Here is a 19,376-nt window from a genome sequence, read left to right on the forward strand (position 1 = left end):
CCTCCTTCCTCATACTTTTGAACAGCCAAAACCGGCATTTTTTGGCTGTTTTGCCTCATTTTTAAGCATTTTCGAACTTTTCTCACGCAACTTTCAAAGCATCGTCCGACATACAAAATTTTGTACTAGTACAAACAATACAATGTATGGGATGAATTGGTCAGTACAGAATATTCAAGGAAGCAATGCTCAAGACATTGCCAGCAGCATCGAAACTTCGCTTCGCAGCGGAGAACTTCAGGCCGGTGATTCCTTGCCGGCCGTGCGGCATCTCGCGACGCAGTTGGGCGTCAATCCAAATACCGTGGCTGCCGCCTATGCGCGGCTGCGGGATGCTGGGCGGTTGGTCACTTCCGGGCGTCGCGGCACGCGGGTGGCCGGAGAGGCCGTGCAGATGCCTGCCGCCTATGTGGTACCGCAAGGGTTGCGCGATCTGGCGAGTGGACAGGTGGATTCCTCATTGCTGCCGCAACTGCGCGCGGGGGCGTGGAACAAGCTGCGTGCGTTGCTTGCACCGCAAGCCGATGCGGGTGGTGCCGCGGCTGGCGAGTTGAGTGATGACGAGGAGCTGCTTGCCGTCACGCGCGAATGGTTGGGATCGCAAGGCATTCCGCAGCAGTCGTCCGTGGGTGTTTTCTCCAGCACGCTCGATGCGATTGAACGCGCTTTGCGCCAGCATGCGCGCCCTGGTGATCGCATTGCCATCGAAGACCCGTGCTGGCCGCCTTTGCTGGCGCTGTTGCGCAGTCTGCGTTTGCGTCCTGTGCCACTTTCCATGGACGGGCAGGGCGTTCAAGTGCCAGCGGCGGGCGTGCTCGCAAGCTGCGCCGCCGTGGTCCTCACGCCGCGTGCACACAATCCCACGGGTGCGAATCTGCGTGCGGATCGTTGGCGCGCGCTGCGCAAGCAACTGCGTGCTTGTCCGAACACGCTGGTGATCTTCAACGATTATTGGGGGCTGATCAGCGCTGCCCCCTTCGTCGCGGGCGGCAGCGGAGTCAACGGCTTGCCACCTAACTGGTTGTACGTGATGTCACTCGGAAAGCCGCTGGGCCACGAGATGCGGGTGTGCATGGCAGCGGGCTTGTCCGATCTCATCGAAGGCATGCGCGCCCATTTCGCACTCGGCCCGCGCAAGGTCAGTCGCTGGTTGCAGGGCCACGCAGCCTTGCTGTGGCGACAGGCCAGCAAGGGCCGTGGTCGCGGATCGTTCGCGTACATGCAGAGCACGTATGCGGCACGCCGACAGGCGCTGGTGATGGAGTTGCAAAAGCAGGGCGTTGCGCTGATCGATGGAGGCGACGCCAGCGCAGACGGACTGCATCTGTGGATTGCCGTGCCTGACGAACTCACGGTCGTTCAAGCCATGGCATCGTGCGGCTGGGCCGTGCAGGCGGGTTCGCCGATGGCGCTGGTGAACGCATCGGCGATTCGTATCAGCCTAGGGGCTGTGGATAAGCGCGATGCGAAGCGGCTTTCTGCGGATCTGAGTGTGGCGCTCAGTTTGCAGGTTCGGGCTGTTTATTGATGGAAGATGAACTCCGGTATGCAGCATTTGATCCAGGAGACTTTCTCTGCGCGATTTGAATGTATAAACTCAAGACCAAGTGGACTAGCTGAGGAGAGGTAGTCCACCATTCAGCTTCCCGGTGCGAAATTAGAAAACTGTACAGAATATGTGGCCCGAGTATTTTCCAGAGCAATGCCCACCACCCAACGCACGTCGTGAGAATGTGCAGGTATATCGATTGGTAGGGAATAGTCCAACGACGGCCGAGGACTTTCAGCCGACCATAGTAGAGTTTCCGCATAGAGAGTTCACGTCCCACCAAATTTGCATGGCATGTGGGGTGTCTGTTTTTCGTGAGCTGAGCGATGCACTGAAAATCCGCGCGAGCTACAAAGGACTGAGGCAAAAGAAAATTGCATTTGGCTCAATCTCAGAAAGTGATGGGCTTGTTCTGCAGACGGGCAAACCAACGCATATTACTTGGTGGCTCCAGACATCTACCCCACACCTCAATTTCAAGGAGTGTGCTGAAAATGAGATCGCGTGAGGATATGCACTCCTTGATACGTGGATTGGCACCTCAGGAGGTGTTCGATTACTACGATGGACCTAAATTTTATAGCTGCAGAGATATCGTTGGGCAGCTGTATTTGGTCTACTGGATAGAAGAGACGGATGAAGGTACTTCATGGCTCTACTTACGCGTTAGCCAAGAAAGGTACGATGCTCTGAAGCACGGAGATGTGGGCATTGCGAATGTTTTGGCAAACCCTGAGGACGGCACGGCTTTGTTCGTCAGATCCGTTAGAGGTGAGCTTGAGGTCGTTCAGTTGGACGCTAAGGATATTGATGCGGATTGGTTGCCAGAGCCGGCGGCATACATCAACGTGGAAACTCCAAAATTACCTGTACGTCATAGCACTCCAGTTGAGCTAGCCCCACGCGCCCAACGTCAGGTATTTGATATCGCATTCGAGAAGCTGAGTAACTCGTACGAGATGGGTGCCGGGAAGCTGGGGCGCTTGCTTGAAGCACTACAGAACACCATCTATGCCTTTTCATGTGACCCTCGGTTAGATGTACGACGGGTGCCGGAGGATGTCAAACAACGTAGCGAAGTTATGGTGACAGGATTGTTTGCCAGTTCGTTTGGTGTCCGGATGCAAACTAAAGGTGGAGCTTTATTTGAGGCCGATGACACAGAAAGAGCATTGCAGACGCTTTCGGAAATGATCGATATCTTGTCTGAGCCATCAGTCGTAGCGAGTGATCTTCATCGTCTCAACATCTTAGCTAGAAGTCGCTTCAAACATTTGCTGAGAGTAATGGTTGATGCGCAGGTTTCTATCAAGTGTGAGTGGGCATCACCTCATGGCAAGAGTCGATTGGTCTCTGCAAGTCATGCGAATATTTCGCTGTCGCTACAGAAGCTAGAAGCGTTTGATCAGTCTACATCTCAGGTCGTGGAAAGAAGTGCGAGATTGGTTGGTGTCGATGTCCAAAGTGACTTCTTCGCCTTAGTCTTAGACGACGGGGATGTTATTAAGGGAAAGTTGGCCCGCAGCCTAGCATTCAGACACTTTGAAGTACCGAGTGCGATACGGGCAAAGCTGGAGGAAACGTCTATCGTTGATCCGTTGACGGACAGAGAAAAGTGGACTTACACCTTGCTTGATCTCATGTGAACTGTGGCTGTGTTGGCAACTTGGGATTAGCTTGTCGCGCCAGCCACTTGGCCACGCCCGGCTTGGCGCAACGCTGCAGGCCACTGAGCAGCTCATGTCCCGGTTGCGCAATGCCCCAGCGGGACTGCAGATCGTGCTGAATCCGTGCGAGCAGTGAAGCCGCCATCTCGGCATCGGCCAGCGCCCGGTGCGCGCGTCCTGCGCGTGGCAGGCCGAGGTGATCGACGATGTTGCCAAGGCTGTGGCTGCGCGCTTCCGGGTACAGGCGGCGTGACAGCAGCACGGTGCAGGCAAACGGGTGCGTGGCGGTGATGCCGGCGTGCTGCATCTCGGCGCACCAGAACTTGCTGTCGAACGATGCGTTGTGCGCCACCATGGGAGCGTTGTTCACGAAGCGCGCTGCGTCTCGCATGACGCCTTCAGCATCGGGCGCATCGGCCACCATGGCGTTGGTGATGCCGGTGAGTTGCGTGATGAAGGAGGGGATGTAGACGCCCGTGCGCATCAGGCTTTGAAAGCGGTCCACGACGCGGCCATTCTGCAGCAGCACGATGGCGATTTCGGTGGCGCGCGCGCCCTGTGCGGGCGTCATGCCGGTGGTTTCAAAGTCGATGACGGCGATGGGGGTGGTCGAAGGCATGCCGGGATTGTGCCTTGGGAGCCCATGCACGAATCGAACGACAAGCGGCCAGAAGCAGATCGGGATGGGATTCAAGGCGAAAACTGCAGGAATAGCTGTAGCTGTCCCGAGGATTTTCAACGCGGAAGACTGCCCGAGGCTGCACTGGCACGCGTCGATCAGCTTCGTGCAGTGGTTCCCTTACTGCGTTCACTCGTCCCACAGAGCCCAGACTGCGCTCGACACATCCAATGGCAATCCGTCATCGTATTCCTCGGCGACCTCGTCCAGATCGACGTGGGTGGTGCCTTGGGCAACGGTGTACATCTGTGGTGCGATGGGCTGAACCAGCGGGCCCAGGGATTGGTATTCGCCGGGACGGACGATGGAGTCTGCAGGATCGAAGTGGATCGCATCACCTTGGTAGAAGCCCGACGCGACGCGTTGCTCGATCAACTGCAGCAACTGCCATTTTTCCTGTTGATACGACCTCAGTTCCTCGGGTTTCACGCGGGCCAGATAGTCCGCGCCGAGAAACCAGAACATCATCACGGCAGTGCCTGTGGAGAGATCAGAACGGTTGGCGAGAAACCGAATGCCGCGCTCATTGCCATCGTAGTTGGAGTACGCCACGTACACATGGCGCTGTTCGGCATTGGCAATTTCGAGATGACCCAGGATGATTTTCCACTGGGCCTCGTCGCGTTCGGCCTCTCGTTGTGCCATGGCTTCGGCTTCCTTCGCCGCAGCGGATCGGGCCTGTTGCTTCAGTTGCTTGCGCTGTTCCTCATCCATCAATTTCCCTTTCGTGCAGCCTCGATTTTCGCGATGTCGATCTTGGTCATTTCCATCATCGCATTGAACGCGCGCTTGGCGGCTGCGGGATCAGGATCGGTGACGGCTTCGATCAGCACGCGTGGCGTGATCTGCCACGACAGGCCCCATTTGTCCTTGCACCAGCCGCAGGCGCTGGGTTGGCCGCCGTTGTCGATGATGGCGTTCCACAGGCGGTCGGTTTCTTCCTGATCTTCGGTGGCGACCTGAAAGGAAAACGCCTCGTCGTGCTTGAATGCGGGACCGCCATTGAGGCCGACGCAGGGGATGCCCATGACGGTGAATTCCACGGTGAGCACAGCGCCCTGCTTGCCTGATGGGAAGTCGCCGGGTGCGTGGTGCACGGCTTGCACTGCGCTGTCGGGGAAGGTTCTGGCGTAGAACTCCGCAGCTTCGAGCGCTGCGCCGTCGTACCAGAGACAGATCGTGTTCTTGCTGGGCATCTTCGTTCTCCTTGGGGGCAAAGTGGATGGGCAGAAAAGAAAGAACGACCATTGTCCGGCGATGCGAGTTGGCGCTCAACTCCACTCGCAACCAAACGCAAGGCGACCGGGGCATTCATGGGGTCGCCTGCGCCGTGGCAAGCATCACACCTGCCTGCGCTCCAGCGTGAACGGCGGCAGTCCCTTGAGCAGCATCTGTCCGTAGTTCGTGCGCACGAGGCGCTTGTCGTAGCAATAGACATGCGCGCGGTCGTCTTCGGTGCGGATGGCGCGTCCGGCCCATTGGGCGAGGCGGATGGCGGTGGCGGGAACGACCAGCTCAATGAACGGATCGCGGCCCGAACCGCGCAGCCACTCGGCGCGGGCTTCGCCGACGGGGTCGTCCGGCGGCGCAAACGGCAGCTTGGTGATGAACAGCGATTCGCACAGCGGACCGGGCAGATCCAGCCCTTCGCCGAACGACTGCATGCCGAAGATGATGGACGCCATGCCTTCGGCCACGCGCTCGCGGTGCTGCCTGAGTAGTTGTTGGCGAGGCAGCGTGTTTTGTACTAGTACGATGCCGCGCATGGCGGTGGGCAGGGCATCGACGGCCTGGCGCATCTGGTCGCGCGAGGTGAAGAGCACGAGCGCGCCCGCTTCCACCATCGACAGATCGGCGAGCAGCGCATCCACCATTTCTGCGGTGAAGGCGGCGGCGTTCTTGGGATCGGCGTGGGTCTCGGTGGCGACGAAGGTGCCTTGCAGCGCGTAGTCGAACGGGCTGGGCACTTCGAGCGTGGTCACTGCGTCGTCGTTGTGCAGGCCCGCTTCGCGCAGGAAGAAATCGAATTGTCCACAGCTGGTGAGCGTGGCTGAGGTGAGCACCGCGCCGCGCACGGCAGACCACAGGTGGTTGCGCAGCGTGTTGCCTGGCAGCAGCGGGCTGGCGTGGGCCTTGACGACGATGTAGTCGCCATCGATCTCCAGCGTGAACCACTTGGCGGCCGGTGCAGCGCCTTCGGGTGTGTCCTGCAGCAGCAGCGAGACCGTCGCGTGCACGCCCTCCAGACGCGGCGCGAGCGCGCCGATCTGTGCATAGAGTGTGGACAGGCGGCGTGCCTCGTCGGGCTTGTCCTTGATCTGGCTGCGCAGGGCCTTGGAGATGGCGCGCAGTGCGGTGAGAAAGCCTTCGGCGTGATGCGCGATCTGCGAGAGGGGCTCGATCAGCGCCTCGGGCAGCACGCCGCCCGGAACGCGCGCACGCGTGATGTTGTTGTAGGGCGTGGAGTAGCGCGGTGCGGAGTTGCCGAAGCGGCTCGCTGTCGCACCGCCAGCACCGCCAGCACCTTGCCTCGGGGCCTTGAGCTGTTCGCCGTAGATGTCCATCACCAGCCGCGCAGCGTCTTGCAGCGCGGTGCGCAGGCGTGCGGAATCGGTGGGGATGTCGGCGACTTCTTCGACTTCGACGAGCTGGCCGATGCGCAAGGCGCGGCTGGCGAGCTTGTCGATCCAGGTCAGGCGCGAGAGATCGGCCTCGCAACCGAACTGGTCGAGCGCGGTGCCGGGCAGGTGGTGCGCTTCGTCCACCACGAGCAGGCAGTTGTCGAGCTCGGGCAGCAGCCGCGCGCCCAGCGAAGACAGCAGCAGATCGTGATTGGCCACGATGACCTGTGCGGCGACCAGCTCCTTGCGGCGCTCGAAATACGTGCAGTTGCTGAACACCGGGCAATGCTTGCTGGTGCACGAGCTGGCCTCGGCGGCCACGGGGCTCCAGACCTCGGCCTCGGGCGGTGTGTCCAGCGTGTCGCGGTCGCCATCCCATGCGCCGCGCGCGAGCGCATCGGCCATGCTGGAATAGAACTTCATGCGCGCCTCGGATTCGGCCCGCGGGCGCTTGGCGCGTTCGGCGGCTTCCTCTTCAGCGAACAGGTCGTCGTCGGCCAGGCCGTCGGGGTCGCCCGACGCATCGGAGCCCGTTGCCAGACGCTCCAGCTTGAGCTTGCAGATGTAGCGACCGCGCCCCTTGGCCAACGCAAATTTGAACGGCTTGGGCATGTGCGCGGCGAGCGCGGGCAGGTCCTTGGTGACCAGCTGCTCCTGCAGCGCGACGGTGGCCGTGGAGATCAGCACGCGCGTGCCGCGTTCCAGCGCCATCGCAATCGCGGGCACGCTGTAGGCAAGCGACTTGCCCACGCCCGTGCCGGCCTGCACCACGGCAATCGCGCGTTGCGGTGGCTCTGCCGTTTCGTCGTCCGGATCGACCTTGCCCAGTTCCGCCAGACTGAACGCATGCGCCACCTGCTCGGCCATGCGCCGCTGGCCCGTGCGGCTGCGAAAGCCGCTGGTGGCCTGCACGACGGAGTCAAACGATTTGAGGGCCTGGGCGGCCCAATCCTGAGCGGACATAGAGCGGGTTGGGGGTGGGAAGGGGTGCGCGGGCAGTGGCCGGGCATGCGGCCCGTCACTGTGCTTTCATCCAGCAATCTTAGCCGATACCTGTTGGCGATGCTGAAGTAGGGCTGACGCCCCGCATCCATGTTTCATGCATTCGGGGTGGCTTTGCGTTGGTAGCCCAGGCTGTCGACAAAGACACTGGGGCGGGCGGCGTGCGCGAACAGCGTGAGTTGCTTCTGGGCGCGCGTGATGGCCACGTAGAGCAGATTGCGCTCTTCGGTGGAAGTGCCGTTGCCCGCCGGAAATTCGCCTTGCGTGAGATGGGGGATGAGCACATGTTCGAACTCCAGCCCTTTCACGCTCACGATGCTGGCGATGTGCAGGCGCTTGCTGTCCTTGAAGTCGCGCTGCTTTTGCTCCAGCCCGTTCAGAAAGCTGAAGTAGTCGAACGCGGAATTGAATTTGGCGGCGGCCCGCTTGAGGCCTTCGACGTTGGCGAGCGCTTCGGCGCGGCGCTCTTTCGATACGTACACGTCGTTGATGATGGCCGTGATGTCCAGCGCCTTGAGGAAATCCTCCAGAAACGCCGGGCCGCTTTGCGATGCCGCCAGTTGCTGCGCTGCCATCAAGCGCTTTTGCAGATGCGGCTTGGCCGTGCGCAGCACCTGGTTGGTGAAGAACGAGGTGAGAAACATCGGGTTGTCGCGCACCGCGTGAATGGCGTCTGCCAGCAGTGTGGCCTGGCTGTCGCCGGGGCGGTTGGCCACCTCGATCTGCGTGCCGCTGAAGAAGTGCAGGGCGGTCAGCGCCTGCTCGCGCGTGTCGTCGTGCGCAAGGCTTTGCATGTTGTCGATGGCCACCGCCATCAGCCCGCGAATGAACAGGATTTCAGGGCGCTTGAGATAGCTCTCGAAACCGCCCATCGTGAACGGCAGTTCGTTTTCGATGAGCAGATTCTCGATGGCCACCGATTGCGCCGGATGCCGCAGCAAAATGGCCAGCGCGTTCATGTCGCGCCAGCGGGTCTTCTTCCACTCCTTGACGGTGTCGAGCACCTGCTGCGCGCATTGCTCTTCGTCGTCGAACTGCTGCAGCGTGATCTGCGTGTCGTATTCCGCATGGGAGCTGTAGGGCTTGTCGGCCACGCGCCCGGCCTTGGCGGCCAGACTTTTGCCGAAGCGATAACTGTGCGTGAGCGGGTAGCGCTTGATGCTGCGCGCTGTGTGCTCCGCGATGGCGTTGCCCATGAACACGGCATCCGCGCCAGTGGACTCGTGCACCACCTGGTCCACGTCGCCCATGCCGCAGAAATAGCTCTGCGAGGTGTTGAGCACTTCCACCAACACGCGGAACATGGCGTAGTTCAGATCGTGCATTTCATCGACCAGCACGATCTGCGCGCTGAACCGCCAATGCTGCAGGCCTTGCGTCGTGCCGCCATCGTGAAAGTAGCGTGCCAGGTCGTAGGTGGCATCCATCTCGCCGCGAAACAGCGGCGTGTCCGCATGTTCCTGACGGCGAATGCGCTCGTAGGCCAGATACACCTTGAGCTGCGTGTAGTCGATGCCGATGCTCTCGGCGTACTCGGGGCTTGCGCGGCGACCGTCGCGCTCCAGCATGTCGCGCATCGTGCCTTTCAGCCGCGTGTTGATCTTGAGGAACTCTTCGGCAAACCAGCTGTCGCCGATCGCGGGCATGTTGAGTTCTTCGCGCCAACGCTCGCCCTCGTCCTCCTCCACGCGCTGCACGGCGTTCCAGAAATGGGTGCGCAACTGCTCGTTCTCGTCCACGTAGTCAACGCGGTGATCGTCGATGTCCTTGAGGATCTCCTTGCTGAAATCTTCAAAGGTCTGGATGCGGATCTGGTGGACCGTGGCGCGCGGCACGCCGATCTGCACCAGCGTGTTGTGCAGCGCCACGCATGCGGGCTGCGTGTGGGTCAGCGCGATCAGCCGATGCACGGGCACGTTGCGCGCCAGACTCTCCGCCACGCGCAGCGCCAGCGTGGTGGTTTTGGCTGCGCCCGCATTGGCCTCCACGATGACGGTGCGCTCGGACGCCACCTGAATGGCGCATTGCTCATCGGATGGCTGGATGAGCTTGGGAGTGAAGCGCCTTGCGGTGCTGGCGGGCTGAGGCATGGAGGTGAACTGGCGGAGTGCGTTGGAGCCGTAGTTTTGCACAGTGCCGTGATCAGCCTTCCGAAAGCACGCGCAGACGTCGCACCTGCGCGCCCGTGCATTGCTGGAGTTGCTGCACGGCGCTGGCTGCCACAGCGTCGGGCACCGGCGCGGTCAGCAGCGCCAGCGCGGGGGCTGCGCCGGCTTCGTCCGAATGCACCCATTTGCGGCGCAGCACCGGCACGCCCGCTTTTTCCAACTGGCGCACGACAGTCGCTTCGCACAAGCCGGTGGTCGACACCACGCGCAGCAGTTGCGCCGAGACGACCTCGCCGATCGGCAGCACGGCGGGCGCGGCCGCATCGCCTTGCACGCGGGTGCCGAGTGTGGGTACGCCGCTGACCGGGTTGTCCACAGGCAGACGCGCCAGATCGATGAGATCGGCCACCACGGCGGAGGCGGTGGGTTCCGCGCCTGCACCCGCACCGCTGTAGAACGCATTGCCGCAGGCATCGCCCTGCACCAGCACGCCGTTGCTTGCGCCATCCACATGGGCGAGCGAATGGCGCGCGGGCACGAGGGTCGGGTGCACGCGCAGTTCCACGGCATCGCCCTGACGGCGCGCAATGGCGAGCAGCTTGACGGCATAGCCCAGTTCGGCAGCAGCGGCGATGTCGGCGCTGTGCAGATCGCGCAGGCCTTCGACATGCACGGCGTCGAAATCGACGGCCATGCCGAACGCATTGGCTGCCAGCAGGGCGAGCTTGTGCGCGGCGTCGATGCCGTCCACGTCGAACGACGGATCGGCTTCTGCGTAGCCCCGTTGCTGCGCTTCGGCCAATGCCTCGGCAAAGCTCAGGCCCGCGTCGCGCATGCGGGTGAGGATGTAGTTGCTGGTGCCGTTCAGGATGCCCGTGACCGCGTCGATGCGGTTGGCGGCCAGCGCTTCGCGCAATGTCTTGATGATGGGGATGCTGCCTGCGACGGCGGCTTCATACGCGAGCTGGCGGCCATGGTTGGCGGCGGTGGCGGCGAGGTCTTCGCCGTGCACCGCGAGCAGCGCTTTGTTGGCGGTGACCACATGCTTGCCCGCAGCCAGCGCGGCCTGCACCCAGTCGCGCGCAGGGCCGGTGCCGCCGGCCAATTCGACGAGCACGTCCACGTCGGGATGGGTGGCGACGTAGTGCGGGTCGTTGCTGAGTTCCACGTTTTCAAGCGCTGCGTCGCCCAGCTTTTCAGCAGCACGCACGCGGTCGCGCACGGCGATGGCGACCACTTCCACGTTGCGACCCGCGCGGGCGGCGATCAGCGGCTGGTTGCGCTTGAGGACGGTCCATGTGCCCATGCCCACCGTGCCCAGTCCGATCATGCCGATGCGCAGTGCGGGAGCGCGGGCGGGCGATGCCGTTGCGGACATCGTCGCGGCGGCCTGTGCGGCGGCGTTGAGTGGGGCAGGGCGAAGGCGTGGTTCGCTGTACATGGTGAAGGACCTCTCCAAAAATGGCCTGAACAAATCGCTGTTCATCGGGCCGAAAAACAAAAAACCCAGCTTGCCAGCTGGGTCGTCCGTATTTGGGGAGGGGATGATTCCAAGTGGCTGCCGGTACAGCCACCCAACACTTTGCTAGGTAGCTGTGTTGGTAATCATCGTAATCATTCGAGCACTTGCCGGGCACGCGCAGGCGCAGCTCAGAACGGAGCGTTCGGCGGCCAAAGCGGTGTGGAGGAAAGTGCAGGACATTCCACAAGTGTAATCCAAAAAGAAAAATATGCTTGGGCGCATTGCTTGCATCAAAGAAAATGGAACCCACCATAGATACATAAACGAGACCCACTAGCCCCATGAAATCTTCCCTACGTTATCTGGTTGCCGCGCGGCAATCGGAGATGGCAGAGCTGGAGCAGATCCACAATGCCTGTGCACTGGTCACGCGCGTGTCCGGGCTGATCCACCAATTGCAGAAGGAGCGCGGCCTGTCGAATCTGCTGCTGGCCAGTGCGGGTGTGCAGGGTGCCACGGCGCTGGCCGAGCAGAAGCTGGCCGTGGATGCGGCAATTGCTGCGGTGCGCAGCGAATTGGAGGCGAACCAGGAGCTGTCGCTGCCCGGTCGCCATGCGGCGCGACTGTTCAATGCGATCGCCTATCTGCTGCAGGGGCTGGACGCTCTGCCTGCGCTGCGCCAGAACGTGCAGACGTTGGCGCCCACTCCGCAGGAATGCATGGCTGCGTTTGTGCGTTTGATTTCCGGCTGCATGGCGTTGGTGTTCGAGGCGGCCGACAGCGCCTGCGATCCCGACATTTCGCGTTTGCTGGTCGCCATGTTTCACTTCATGCAAGGCAAGGAGCTGGCGGGGCTGGAGCGCGCGACGGGGGCGGCGGTGTTCGCATCGGGCGTGCACGATGCAGCGCGCCAGCGCCACTGGCTGCATCTGATCGATTCGCAGGAGCAGTGCTTTCTGGTGTTTGCCGATTTCGCGCCGCCTGCTATCTACGACCAGTGGTTGGTGGATTCCGAGCGCTGCCCCGACATCGCCACCATCGAGCGCCTGCGCCGCGTGGCCTGCACCGCGCTGCCTGACGATGCACTGGAAGCCGCGTTGGGCGAGCGCTGGTTTGCGGCCTGCACCTTGCGGCTCGACGCCATGCATGTGGTGGAAGGGCGGCTGGCCGAAGCACTGGCGCAGTTGTGCGCTGCCAAGTTGGAGATTGCGCGGTCGGCGCTGCAGGCCTTGCTTGAAGAGCAGGGCAATGAGGGCAAGGAGTCCAAGCCAGGCGGCAAGAAGGCACCGCGCGGCGAGCCTGTTGCAGACATGGGATTCTTTACCGCCCCGATGCCGGGCAGCCTGCTCGCACCGGCCACTTACGGCCCGCGGCTGGAACGCTCGGTGCTGGGCCTGGTGCAGGAGCAATCGCAGCGCCTGCAGACCATGCAGGCCGAGATCGACAGGGCGCGCACTGCGTTGAACGAACGCAAGACATTGGAACGCGCCAAGGGCGTGCTGATGAATCTGCGCCAGATGAGCGAGAGCGATGCGCACAAGCTCATGCGCCAGACCGCGATGAACCAGAACCGCCGCATGCTCGATGTGGCCGAGGCGGTGCTGTCCACCGCCGATTTACTGCCGAGAACGGATGCGGGCAGCAAGGTGTAAACGATGCATGCGCGGCGCATGTTTAGCGCTGTGCTGGTGCGTCAGTGAACATTCAGCTTCGCACTGAATTGCGGCGCATCGTTGCCGCGCCATGGTGCAACGCACCATCCAAGGGATAAACACAGGAAGAAACAGGACAAAAAGGAGCTTCAAAAGTACGAAAACCCATGGCACGGTTCGTGCGTACTCCTGACCGCAAGAGTCCACCAATGGCGGTCAGGGCTCGGCAGATCGAAAGGTCTGCCAGTGATTTCTGGACAACGGCGTCCCCCTGATTCTTGAGCACTCTTCGCGTGCCCGAGAGCAGGCGGATGCCGTTTTTTTTTTTGCCCCACGACGAATCTTCGATGGAGTTCGAATCATGACCAAGAATGAAGCCACGACGACGCCTGCCTCTTGCGTGGACCACCAGAGCAGCGCCAACGGTCGCCGCCAGTTTCTGCGCACCAGCGCGCAGGTGGCGGCGGGCACGGCGCTGTATGCCACGCTCGGTCATCACGGCGTGTGGGCGGCGGGCTCGGATGCGCCCGAGAAAAAGGAAGTGAAGATCGGCTTCATTCCGCTCACCGATTGCGCGAGTGTGGTGATGGCGTCGGTGCTGGGCTTCGATCAGAAATACGGCGTGAAGATCACGCCTACCAAGGAAGCGAGCTGGGCCAGCGTGCGCGACAAGCTGGTCAACGGCGATCTGGACTTTGCCCATGTGCTGTATGGCATGGTCTACGGTCTGCATCTGGGCGTGGGCGGACCGCAAAAGGACATGGCGGTGCTGATGACGCTCAACCGCAATGGTCAGGCGATCACGTTGTCCAAGAAGATTGCGGACAAGGGCGCGGTCGATGGCGCCAGCCTCGCCAAGCTCATGAATGCTGAAAAGCGCGAATACACCTTCGCGCACACCTTCCCCACCGGCACGCACGCCATGTGGCTGTACTACTGGATGGCGGCGGCGGGCATCGATCCGATGAAGGACGCCAAGATCATCACCGTGCCGCCACCGCAGATGGTGGCCAACATGCGCGTGGGCAACATGGACGGCTACTGCGTGGGCGAGCCCTGGGGCCACCGCGCGATCATGGACGGCATCGGCATCACGGCGGCCACCACGCAGGACATCTGGCGCGATCATCCCGAGAAGGTGCTGGGCGCAACCAGCGACTTCGCCACCAAGAATCCGAATACCGCGCGCGCCGTGATGATGGCCATCATCGAGGCCGGCCGCTGGATCGACGCGAGTCTGCAGAACAAGATGAAGATGGCCGAGACCGTGGCCGCCAAGTCGTATGTGAACACCAGCGTGGATGCCATCAACCAGCGCATTCTGGGTCGCTACCAGAACGGTCTGGGCAAGACCTGGGACGACCCGAATCACATGAAGTTCTTTGCCGATGGCGATGCGAACTTTCCGTACCTGTCGGACGGTATGTGGTTTCTCACGCAGCACAAGCGCTGGGGGCTGCTCAAGTCGCATCCCGACTACCTGGCCGTGGCCAAGAAGATCAACCGCATCGATCTGTACACGCAGGCCGCGTCGCAGCTCAAGGTGAGCGTGCCCAAGTCGCCCCTGCGCAGCAGCAAGCTGATGGACGGCGTGGTCTGGGACGGCAGCGATCCAGCGCGTTATGCGGATGCATTCAAGGTCAAAGCTTAATTTCTCTTACCGGAGCAAATCATGGTCAGTGCCGTATTTCACGATCCCACTCCCGCCGTGGCGGATGCAGAGGCAGCGACAGCCAAGCCCGCTGCGCGCGCCATCAAAAAGGAGTCAGCGTCCGTGCAGACAACGAAAACCTCCAGTGCTGTGCCGCTGCCCCAACGTCTTGGTGCGCTGCTCAACCGCGCGCTGCCGCCGTTTCTCGGCCTTGCCTTGCTGGTGGTGGTGTGGTCCATCGTCGCGCGCGGTGACGGCATTCCCGGACCGATCGAGACCTGGAAGCAGGCCGTGGAGGTGTTCAGCGATCCGTTCTACCGCAACGGCCCGAATGATCAGGGCGTGGGCTGGAACGTGCTCGCATCGCTGGAGCGCGTGAGCGTGGGTTTTGGTCTGGCCGCGCTGGTGGGCATTCCGCTGGGCTTCGTGATCGGGCGCTTCGACTTTCTCTCGCGCATGTTCAATCCGCTGATCAGCCTGCTGCGCCCGGTCTCGCCGTTGGCGTGGCTGCCGATCGGTCTGCTGGTGTTCAAGGGCGCGAACCCGGCTGCCATCTGGACCATCTTCATCTGCTCGATCTGGCCCATGGTGATCAACACCGCCGTCGGCGTGCAGCGCGTGCCGCAGGACTACATGAACGTGGCGCGCGTGCTCAACCTGAGCGAATGGAAGATCGCCACCACGATTCTGTTCCCCGCCGTGCTGCCCTACATGCTGACCGGTGTGCGCTTGGCCGTGGGCACTGCGTGGCTGGTGATCGTGGCCGCCGAAATGCTCACGGGCGGCGTCGGCATCGGCTTCTGGGTGTGGGACGAGTGGAACAACCTCAACGTCAAGAACATCATCGTCGCGATCTTCGTGATCGGCATCGTCGGTCTGCTGCTGGAGTTCGCGCTGGTGAAGCTGGCTTCCGCATTCACATTCGAAGAGGTGAAATCATGAGCGCCGTTCTGAACAACGAAACCTTTGAAACCACCGCTGCCGAAGTCGCCCATGCGCGCTACATCGACGTGCAGAACGTCGAGCAGACCTTCAAGACCGCCAAGGGCGTGTTCCCCGCGCTGCGCGATGTGAACCTGCGCATTGCGCGCGGTGAATTCGTCAGCCTGATCGGTCATTCGGGTTGCGGCAAATCCACGTTGCTCAATCTGATTGCGGGGCTGACCACGCCCACCGCCGGTGCGTTGCTGTGCGCGGGCCGCGAGATCAAAGGCCCGGGCCCCGAGCGTGCGGTGGTGTTCCAGAACCATTCACTGCTGCCGTGGCTCACCTGTTTTGACAACGTGCATCTGGCGGTGGAGCGCGTGTTCGCCCGCACCGAAAGCAAGGCGCAATTGGCCGAGCGCACCAATGCGGCGCTCGCGCTGGTCGGCCTCACGCACGCTGCGCAGAAGCGGCCCGGCGAAATCTCCGGCGGCATGAAGCAGCGCGTGGGCATTGCGCGTGCGCTCTCGATGGAGCCGCAGGTGCTGCTGATGGACGAGCCCTTCGGCGCGCTCGATGCGCTCACGCGCGCCAAGCTGCAGGATGAGCTGCTGGAGATCGTCGCGCGCACGCAGTCCACCGTGGTGATGGTGACGCACGATGTTGATGAAGCCGTGCTGCTGTCCGACAAGATCGTGATGCTCACCAACGGCCCGGCGGCCACCATCGGCGAGATTCTTCACGTGCCGCTGGCGCGTCCGCGCAACCGCGTGGAGCTGGCCGACGACGCCGAATACCAGCGCTGCCGCAAAGCGGTGATCGACTTTCTCTACACACGCCAAGGCCACGTCGAGAAGAATTGAACGAGGCCGGGATGACGCACCGTCGCGGTGCGAAATCGGTCCAGAACCAGTGCTTGAGATTGGCACAAGGTTTGCATGAAGAACAGCGTGGCCAAGGTGGGCCACGCGGCAAAGGGGCAACGGTGCTTCAATGCCCAGGACAAAGACGTCTGACGCGAAACATGGCCTTTTATCCATGCATTCGTGCAGGCGTCTTTTTTGTTTTTGCCCACGGAGAGTTCAGATGAAAAAATCCAGACTGGTCATGATCGGCAACGGCATGGCGGGCGTGCGCACGCTGGAAGAGCTGCTCACCATCGCGCCGGACCTCTACGAGATCACGGTGTTCGGCGCCGAGGCGCATCCCAACTACAACCGCATCCTGCTGTCGCCCGTGCTGGCCGGCGAGCAGACGCTCAAGGACATCGTGCTCAACGACTGGGCATGGTATGCGGACAACGGCATCACGCTGCACGCGGGCTACACGGTCACCAGCGTGGACCGCACGCGGCGCATCGTGCACGCGGTGAACGCCAAGGGCGAAGAGATCAGCACGGGTTACGACCGCCTCATCATGGCGACGGGATCGAACCCGTTCATTCTGCCGATTCCGGGCAAGGACCTGCAAGGCGTGCTCGCCTATCGCGACATCAGCGACACGCTGGCGATGATCGACGCTGCCGCCACCTACAAGAACGCGGTGGTGATCGGCGGTGGTCTGCTGGGGCTGGAGGCGGCCAACGGTCTGATGAAGCGCGGCATGAGCGTGAGCGTGGTGCATGTGGGCGATTGGCTGATGGAGCGCCAGCTCGACGATGTGGCGGGCGACATGCTGCAGAAGTCGCTGGCCGAGCGCGGCATGCAGTTCCTCATGAAGGCGCAGACGCAGGAGCTGCTGGGCGACGAGGCAGGCCGCGTGCGCGCCGTGCGTTTCAAGGACGGCACGGAAGTGCCCGCCGAGCTGGTGGTGATGGCCGTGGGCATTCGTCCCAACACGGCGCTTGGCGAGCAGATGCACCTGCATGTGAATCGCGGCATCGTGGTGAGCGACACCATGCAGACCGTCACCGATCCGCGCATCTACGCCGTGGGCGAATGCGCTGCGCATCGCGGCGTGGCCTATGGTCTGGTGGCTCCGTTGTTCGAGCAGGGCAAGGTGCTTGCGAATCATCTGGCGGAGTTCGGAATCGGGCGTTATCTCGGTTCGCAGACTTCGACCAAGCTGAAGGTCACGGGCATCGATCTGTTTTCTGCGGGCGATTTTCAGGGCGGCGACGACACCGAAGAAATCGTCATGAGCGACCCGTTCGGCGGTGTGTACAAAAAGCTGGTGGTGAAGGATGACAAGCTCGTCGGTGCCTGCCTGTATGGCGACACGGTGGACGGAAGCTGGTACTTCAAGCTGCTGCGCGAAGGCCGCAGCATTGCCGACATCCGCGACAAGCTGATGTTCGGTGAATCCAACCTGGGCGACTCGGGCCATCAGGGCCAGAGCAAGGCCGCCGCCATGGCCGACAGCGACGAGGTCTGCGGCTGCAATGGCGTGACCAAGGGCACGATCTGCAAGGCCATCAAGGAGAAGGGCCTGTTCACGCTCGAAGAGGTGAAGAAGCATACCAAGGCAAGCGCCAGTTGCGGCTCGTGCACGGGTCTGGTCGAGCAGATTCTGATGTTCACGGCGGGCGGCGACTACTCCGCCACGCCCAAGCTCAAGGCCATGTGCGGCTGCACCGAGCATGGGCATCAGGCGGTGCGCGATGCGATCCGCGATCACCATCTGCTGAGCACGTCGGAGACCTTTGCATTCATGAACTGGCGCACGCCCAACGGCTGCGCGACCTGCCGCCCGGCGGTGAACTACTACCTGATCAGCACCTGGCCCAAGGAGGCCCAGGACGATCCGCAAAGCCGCTTCATCAACGAGCGCAGCCACGCCAACATCCAGAAAGACGGCACCTACAGCGTGATTCCGCGCATGTGGGGCGGAGAGACCACGGCGTCCGAGCTGCGCCGCATCGCCGATGTGGTGGACAAGTACCAGATCCCCACGGTGAAAGTCACGGGCGGTCAGCGCATCGATCTGCTGGGCGTGAAGAAGGAAGACCTGCAAGGCGTGTGGAACGACATCGGCATGCCCTGCGGCCACGCATATGCCAAGGCGCTGCGCACGGTGAAGACCTGCGTGGGCAGCGAATGGTGCCGCATGGGCACGCAGGACAGCACGCAGCTCGGCAAGGATCTGGAGCGCGCGATGTGGCGCATGTACGCGCCGCACAAGGTGAAGTTCGCGGTGAGCGGTTGCCCGCGCAACTGTGCGGAATCGGGCATCAAGGACGTGGGCATCATCGGCGTCGATTCGGGCTGGGAGATGTATGTGGCGGGCAATGGCGGTATCAAGACCGAGGTCGCGCATTTCTTCGCCAAGCTGAAGACCGCCGAAGAAGTGATGGAGTACACGGGCGCATTCATGCAGCTGTATCGCCTCGAAGGCTGGTACCTGGAGCGCACGGTGCACTACGTCAACCGCGTGGGGCTGGACTACGTGAAGCGCCGCATTCTCGAAGACGAGGCGGGCCGCAAGGCGCTGTGGGAGCAACTGCAGTTCGCGCTCGATGGCGAACCCGATCCGTGGTTCGAGACCGAGAAGGCATCGGTGGACACGCGCCAGTTCATTCCGCTGGTTCCCGTCCTGTCTTTGAACAACGAAACACGCGCCAAGGAGTTCACATGAGCGAGCTGCACAACAACACGCATGACTGGGTGGTGATCTGCACCGTGGACGACATTCCGGTACTCGGCGCGCGCCGCGTGGCACGCGCCAAAGGACTGGATGTGGCCCTGTTTCGCGGCGCGGGCGATCAGGTGTTTGCGCTGCTCGACCGCTGCCCGCACAAGGGCGGTCCGCTGTCGCAAGGCATCGTGTTCGGAGAGAGCGTGGCCTGCCCGCTGCACAACTGGACGATTGGTCTCGCGACCGGCGAAGCGGCCGCGCCCGACGAGGGCCGCACGCCGCGCTTTGCGGTGTGGGTGGATGCGGGACTGGTGCATCTGAGCGCATCGGAACTGGCCGGGCACGCGACCGAGTTCACGCGTCCGCACGCGGGGCCTGCCTGCAGCATGCATGCGAGCGCCGGGACTGTGCAGCGCAGCGTGCCGATTGCCGTGCTGGGCGGTCGCTGACGAGTCTGCCCCAACGATCACCCTTTCAACTTTGCGAGC

General features: G+C 62.2%; 14 protein-coding genes. 8 read left to right on the forward strand and 6 right to left on the reverse strand.

Features of this window, described 5'->3' with window-relative positions; all coding sequences use genetic code 11:
* Positions 1-151: 151 nt before the first annotated feature.
* Both G7048_RS11690 and G7048_RS11695 read left to right on the forward strand, forming a co-directional pair.
* Complete coding sequence (locus tag G7048_RS11690) at positions 152-1,528, forward strand: aminotransferase class I/II-fold pyridoxal phosphate-dependent enzyme (protein ID WP_166068303.1); 1,377 nt, start codon at positions 152-154, stop codon at positions 1,526-1,528.
* Between the two features lie 515 nt (positions 1,529-2,043).
* A complete protein-coding gene (locus G7048_RS11695; RefSeq protein ID WP_166068304.1) occupies positions 2,044-3,195 on the forward strand; it encodes a DUF6575 domain-containing protein in 1,152 nt (383 codons plus the stop codon).
* Here the strand turns inward: G7048_RS11695 and G7048_RS11700 are convergent.
* The 6 genes from G7048_RS11700 to G7048_RS11725 all read right to left on the reverse strand — a co-directional run bounded on the left by G7048_RS11700 (position 3,188) and on the right by G7048_RS11725 (position 11,067).
* Positions 3,188-3,835: a PolC-type DNA polymerase III gene (locus tag G7048_RS11700; RefSeq protein ID WP_166068305.1), complete on the reverse strand. Its 648-nt coding sequence runs from the start codon at positions 3,833-3,835 to the stop codon at positions 3,188-3,190. The two genes, G7048_RS11695 and G7048_RS11700, sit on opposite strands and share 8 nt — an antisense overlap.
* Positions 3,836-4,024: 189 nt before the next feature.
* Entirely contained in the window at positions 4,025-4,609 is a 585-nt protein-coding gene (locus G7048_RS11705) for a DUF4274 domain-containing protein (protein WP_166068306.1), read from the reverse strand.
* Positions 4,609-5,091, reverse strand: coding sequence for a VOC family protein (locus G7048_RS11710; RefSeq protein WP_166068307.1), 483 nt, complete (start codon positions 5,089-5,091; stop codon positions 4,609-4,611). Before G7048_RS11710 ends, G7048_RS11705 begins: the two co-directional genes overlap by 1 nt.
* 144 nt (positions 5,092-5,235) lie before the next feature.
* Positions 5,236-7,479, reverse strand: coding sequence for an ATP-dependent DNA helicase DinG (gene dinG / locus G7048_RS11715; protein WP_166068309.1), 2,244 nt, complete (start codon positions 7,477-7,479; stop codon positions 5,236-5,238).
* A gap of 134 nt (positions 7,480-7,613) precedes the next feature.
* Positions 7,614-9,608 carry a 3'-5' exonuclease gene (locus G7048_RS11720; protein ID WP_166068310.1) on the reverse strand — a complete coding sequence of 665 codons (1,995 nt, stop codon included), beginning with the start codon at positions 9,606-9,608 and terminating at the stop codon, positions 7,614-7,616.
* 52 nt (positions 9,609-9,660) lie between these two features.
* Positions 9,661-11,067 carry a homoserine dehydrogenase gene (locus tag G7048_RS11725; RefSeq protein ID WP_166068311.1) on the reverse strand — a complete coding sequence of 469 codons (1,407 nt, stop codon included), beginning with the start codon at positions 11,065-11,067 and terminating at the stop codon, positions 9,661-9,663.
* Between the two features lie 362 nt (positions 11,068-11,429).
* Between G7048_RS11725 and G7048_RS11730 the strand changes: the two genes are divergently transcribed.
* The 6 genes from G7048_RS11730 to nirD all read left to right on the forward strand — a co-directional run bounded on the left by G7048_RS11730 (position 11,430) and on the right by nirD (position 19,337).
* Positions 11,430-12,740, forward strand: coding sequence for a nitrate regulatory protein (locus tag G7048_RS11730; RefSeq protein WP_166068312.1), 1,311 nt, complete (start codon positions 11,430-11,432; stop codon positions 12,738-12,740).
* 361 nt (positions 12,741-13,101) lie between these two features.
* Complete coding sequence (locus G7048_RS11735) at positions 13,102-14,391, forward strand: CmpA/NrtA family ABC transporter substrate-binding protein (protein ID WP_166068313.1); 1,290 nt, start codon at positions 13,102-13,104, stop codon at positions 14,389-14,391.
* Between the two features lie 21 nt (positions 14,392-14,412).
* The gene (gene ntrB / locus G7048_RS11740; RefSeq protein WP_166068314.1) at positions 14,413-15,333 is read left to right on the forward strand and encodes a nitrate ABC transporter permease; all 921 of its coding nucleotides are present in this window, start codon (positions 14,413-14,415) and stop codon (positions 15,331-15,333) included.
* On the forward strand, positions 15,330-16,178 hold the full coding sequence (locus G7048_RS11745) for an ABC transporter ATP-binding protein (RefSeq protein WP_166068315.1): 849 nt from the start codon (positions 15,330-15,332) through the stop codon (positions 16,176-16,178). The genes ntrB and G7048_RS11745 overlap by 4 nt, the downstream gene beginning before the upstream one ends.
* A gap of 223 nt (positions 16,179-16,401) precedes the next feature.
* Positions 16,402-18,888 (forward strand): nitrite reductase large subunit NirB, encoded by a 2,487-nt coding sequence (gene nirB / locus G7048_RS11750; protein WP_166068316.1) that lies wholly within the window; start codon positions 16,402-16,404, stop codon positions 18,886-18,888.
* A complete protein-coding gene (gene nirD / locus G7048_RS11755; protein ID WP_166068318.1) occupies positions 18,885-19,337 on the forward strand; it encodes a nitrite reductase small subunit NirD in 453 nt (150 codons plus the stop codon). Before nirB ends, nirD begins: the two co-directional genes overlap by 4 nt.
* Positions 19,338-19,376: the final 39 nt, after the last annotated feature.

It is taken from the genome of Diaphorobacter sp. HDW4B (assembly GCF_011305535.1).
GTDB lineage: Bacteria > Pseudomonadota > Gammaproteobacteria > Burkholderiales > Burkholderiaceae_C > Diaphorobacter_A.

What these genes read in the sequence shown, in the direction of transcription:
- dinG (WP_166068309.1), bottom strand. Translation starts at nt 7,479, where the DNA reads ATGTCCGCTCAGGATTGGGCCGCCCAGGCCCTCAAATCGTTTGACTCC.
- G7048_RS11720 (WP_166068310.1), bottom strand. Translation starts at nt 9,608, where the DNA reads ATGCCTCAGCCCGCCAGCACCGCAAGGCGCTTCACTCCCAAGCTCATC.
- nirB (WP_166068316.1), top strand. Translation starts at nt 16,402, where the DNA reads ATGAAAAAATCCAGACTGGTCATGATCGGCAACGGCATGGCGGGCGTG.
- ntrB (WP_166068314.1), top strand. Translation starts at nt 14,413, where the DNA reads ATGGTCAGTGCCGTATTTCACGATCCCACTCCCGCCGTGGCGGATGCA.
- G7048_RS11710 (WP_166068307.1), bottom strand. Translation starts at nt 5,091, where the DNA reads ATGCCCAGCAAGAACACGATCTGTCTCTGGTACGACGGCGCAGCGCTC.
- G7048_RS11745 (WP_166068315.1), top strand. Translation starts at nt 15,330, where the DNA reads ATGAGCGCCGTTCTGAACAACGAAACCTTTGAAACCACCGCTGCCGAA.
- G7048_RS11725 (WP_166068311.1), bottom strand. Translation starts at nt 11,067, where the DNA reads ATGTACAGCGAACCACGCCTTCGCCCTGCCCCACTCAACGCCGCCGCA.
- G7048_RS11700 (WP_166068305.1), bottom strand. Translation starts at nt 3,835, where the DNA reads ATGCCTTCGACCACCCCCATCGCCGTCATCGACTTTGAAACCACCGGC.
- G7048_RS11730 (WP_166068312.1), top strand. Translation starts at nt 11,430, where the DNA reads ATGAAATCTTCCCTACGTTATCTGGTTGCCGCGCGGCAATCGGAGATG.
- G7048_RS11705 (WP_166068306.1), bottom strand. Translation starts at nt 4,609, where the DNA reads ATGGATGAGGAACAGCGCAAGCAACTGAAGCAACAGGCCCGATCCGCT.
- G7048_RS11695 (WP_166068304.1), top strand. Translation starts at nt 2,044, where the DNA reads ATGAGATCGCGTGAGGATATGCACTCCTTGATACGTGGATTGGCACCT.
- G7048_RS11735 (WP_166068313.1), top strand. Translation starts at nt 13,102, where the DNA reads ATGACCAAGAATGAAGCCACGACGACGCCTGCCTCTTGCGTGGACCAC.
- nirD (WP_166068318.1), top strand. Translation starts at nt 18,885, where the DNA reads ATGAGCGAGCTGCACAACAACACGCATGACTGGGTGGTGATCTGCACC.
- G7048_RS11690 (WP_166068303.1), top strand. Translation starts at nt 152, where the DNA reads ATGAATTGGTCAGTACAGAATATTCAAGGAAGCAATGCTCAAGACATT.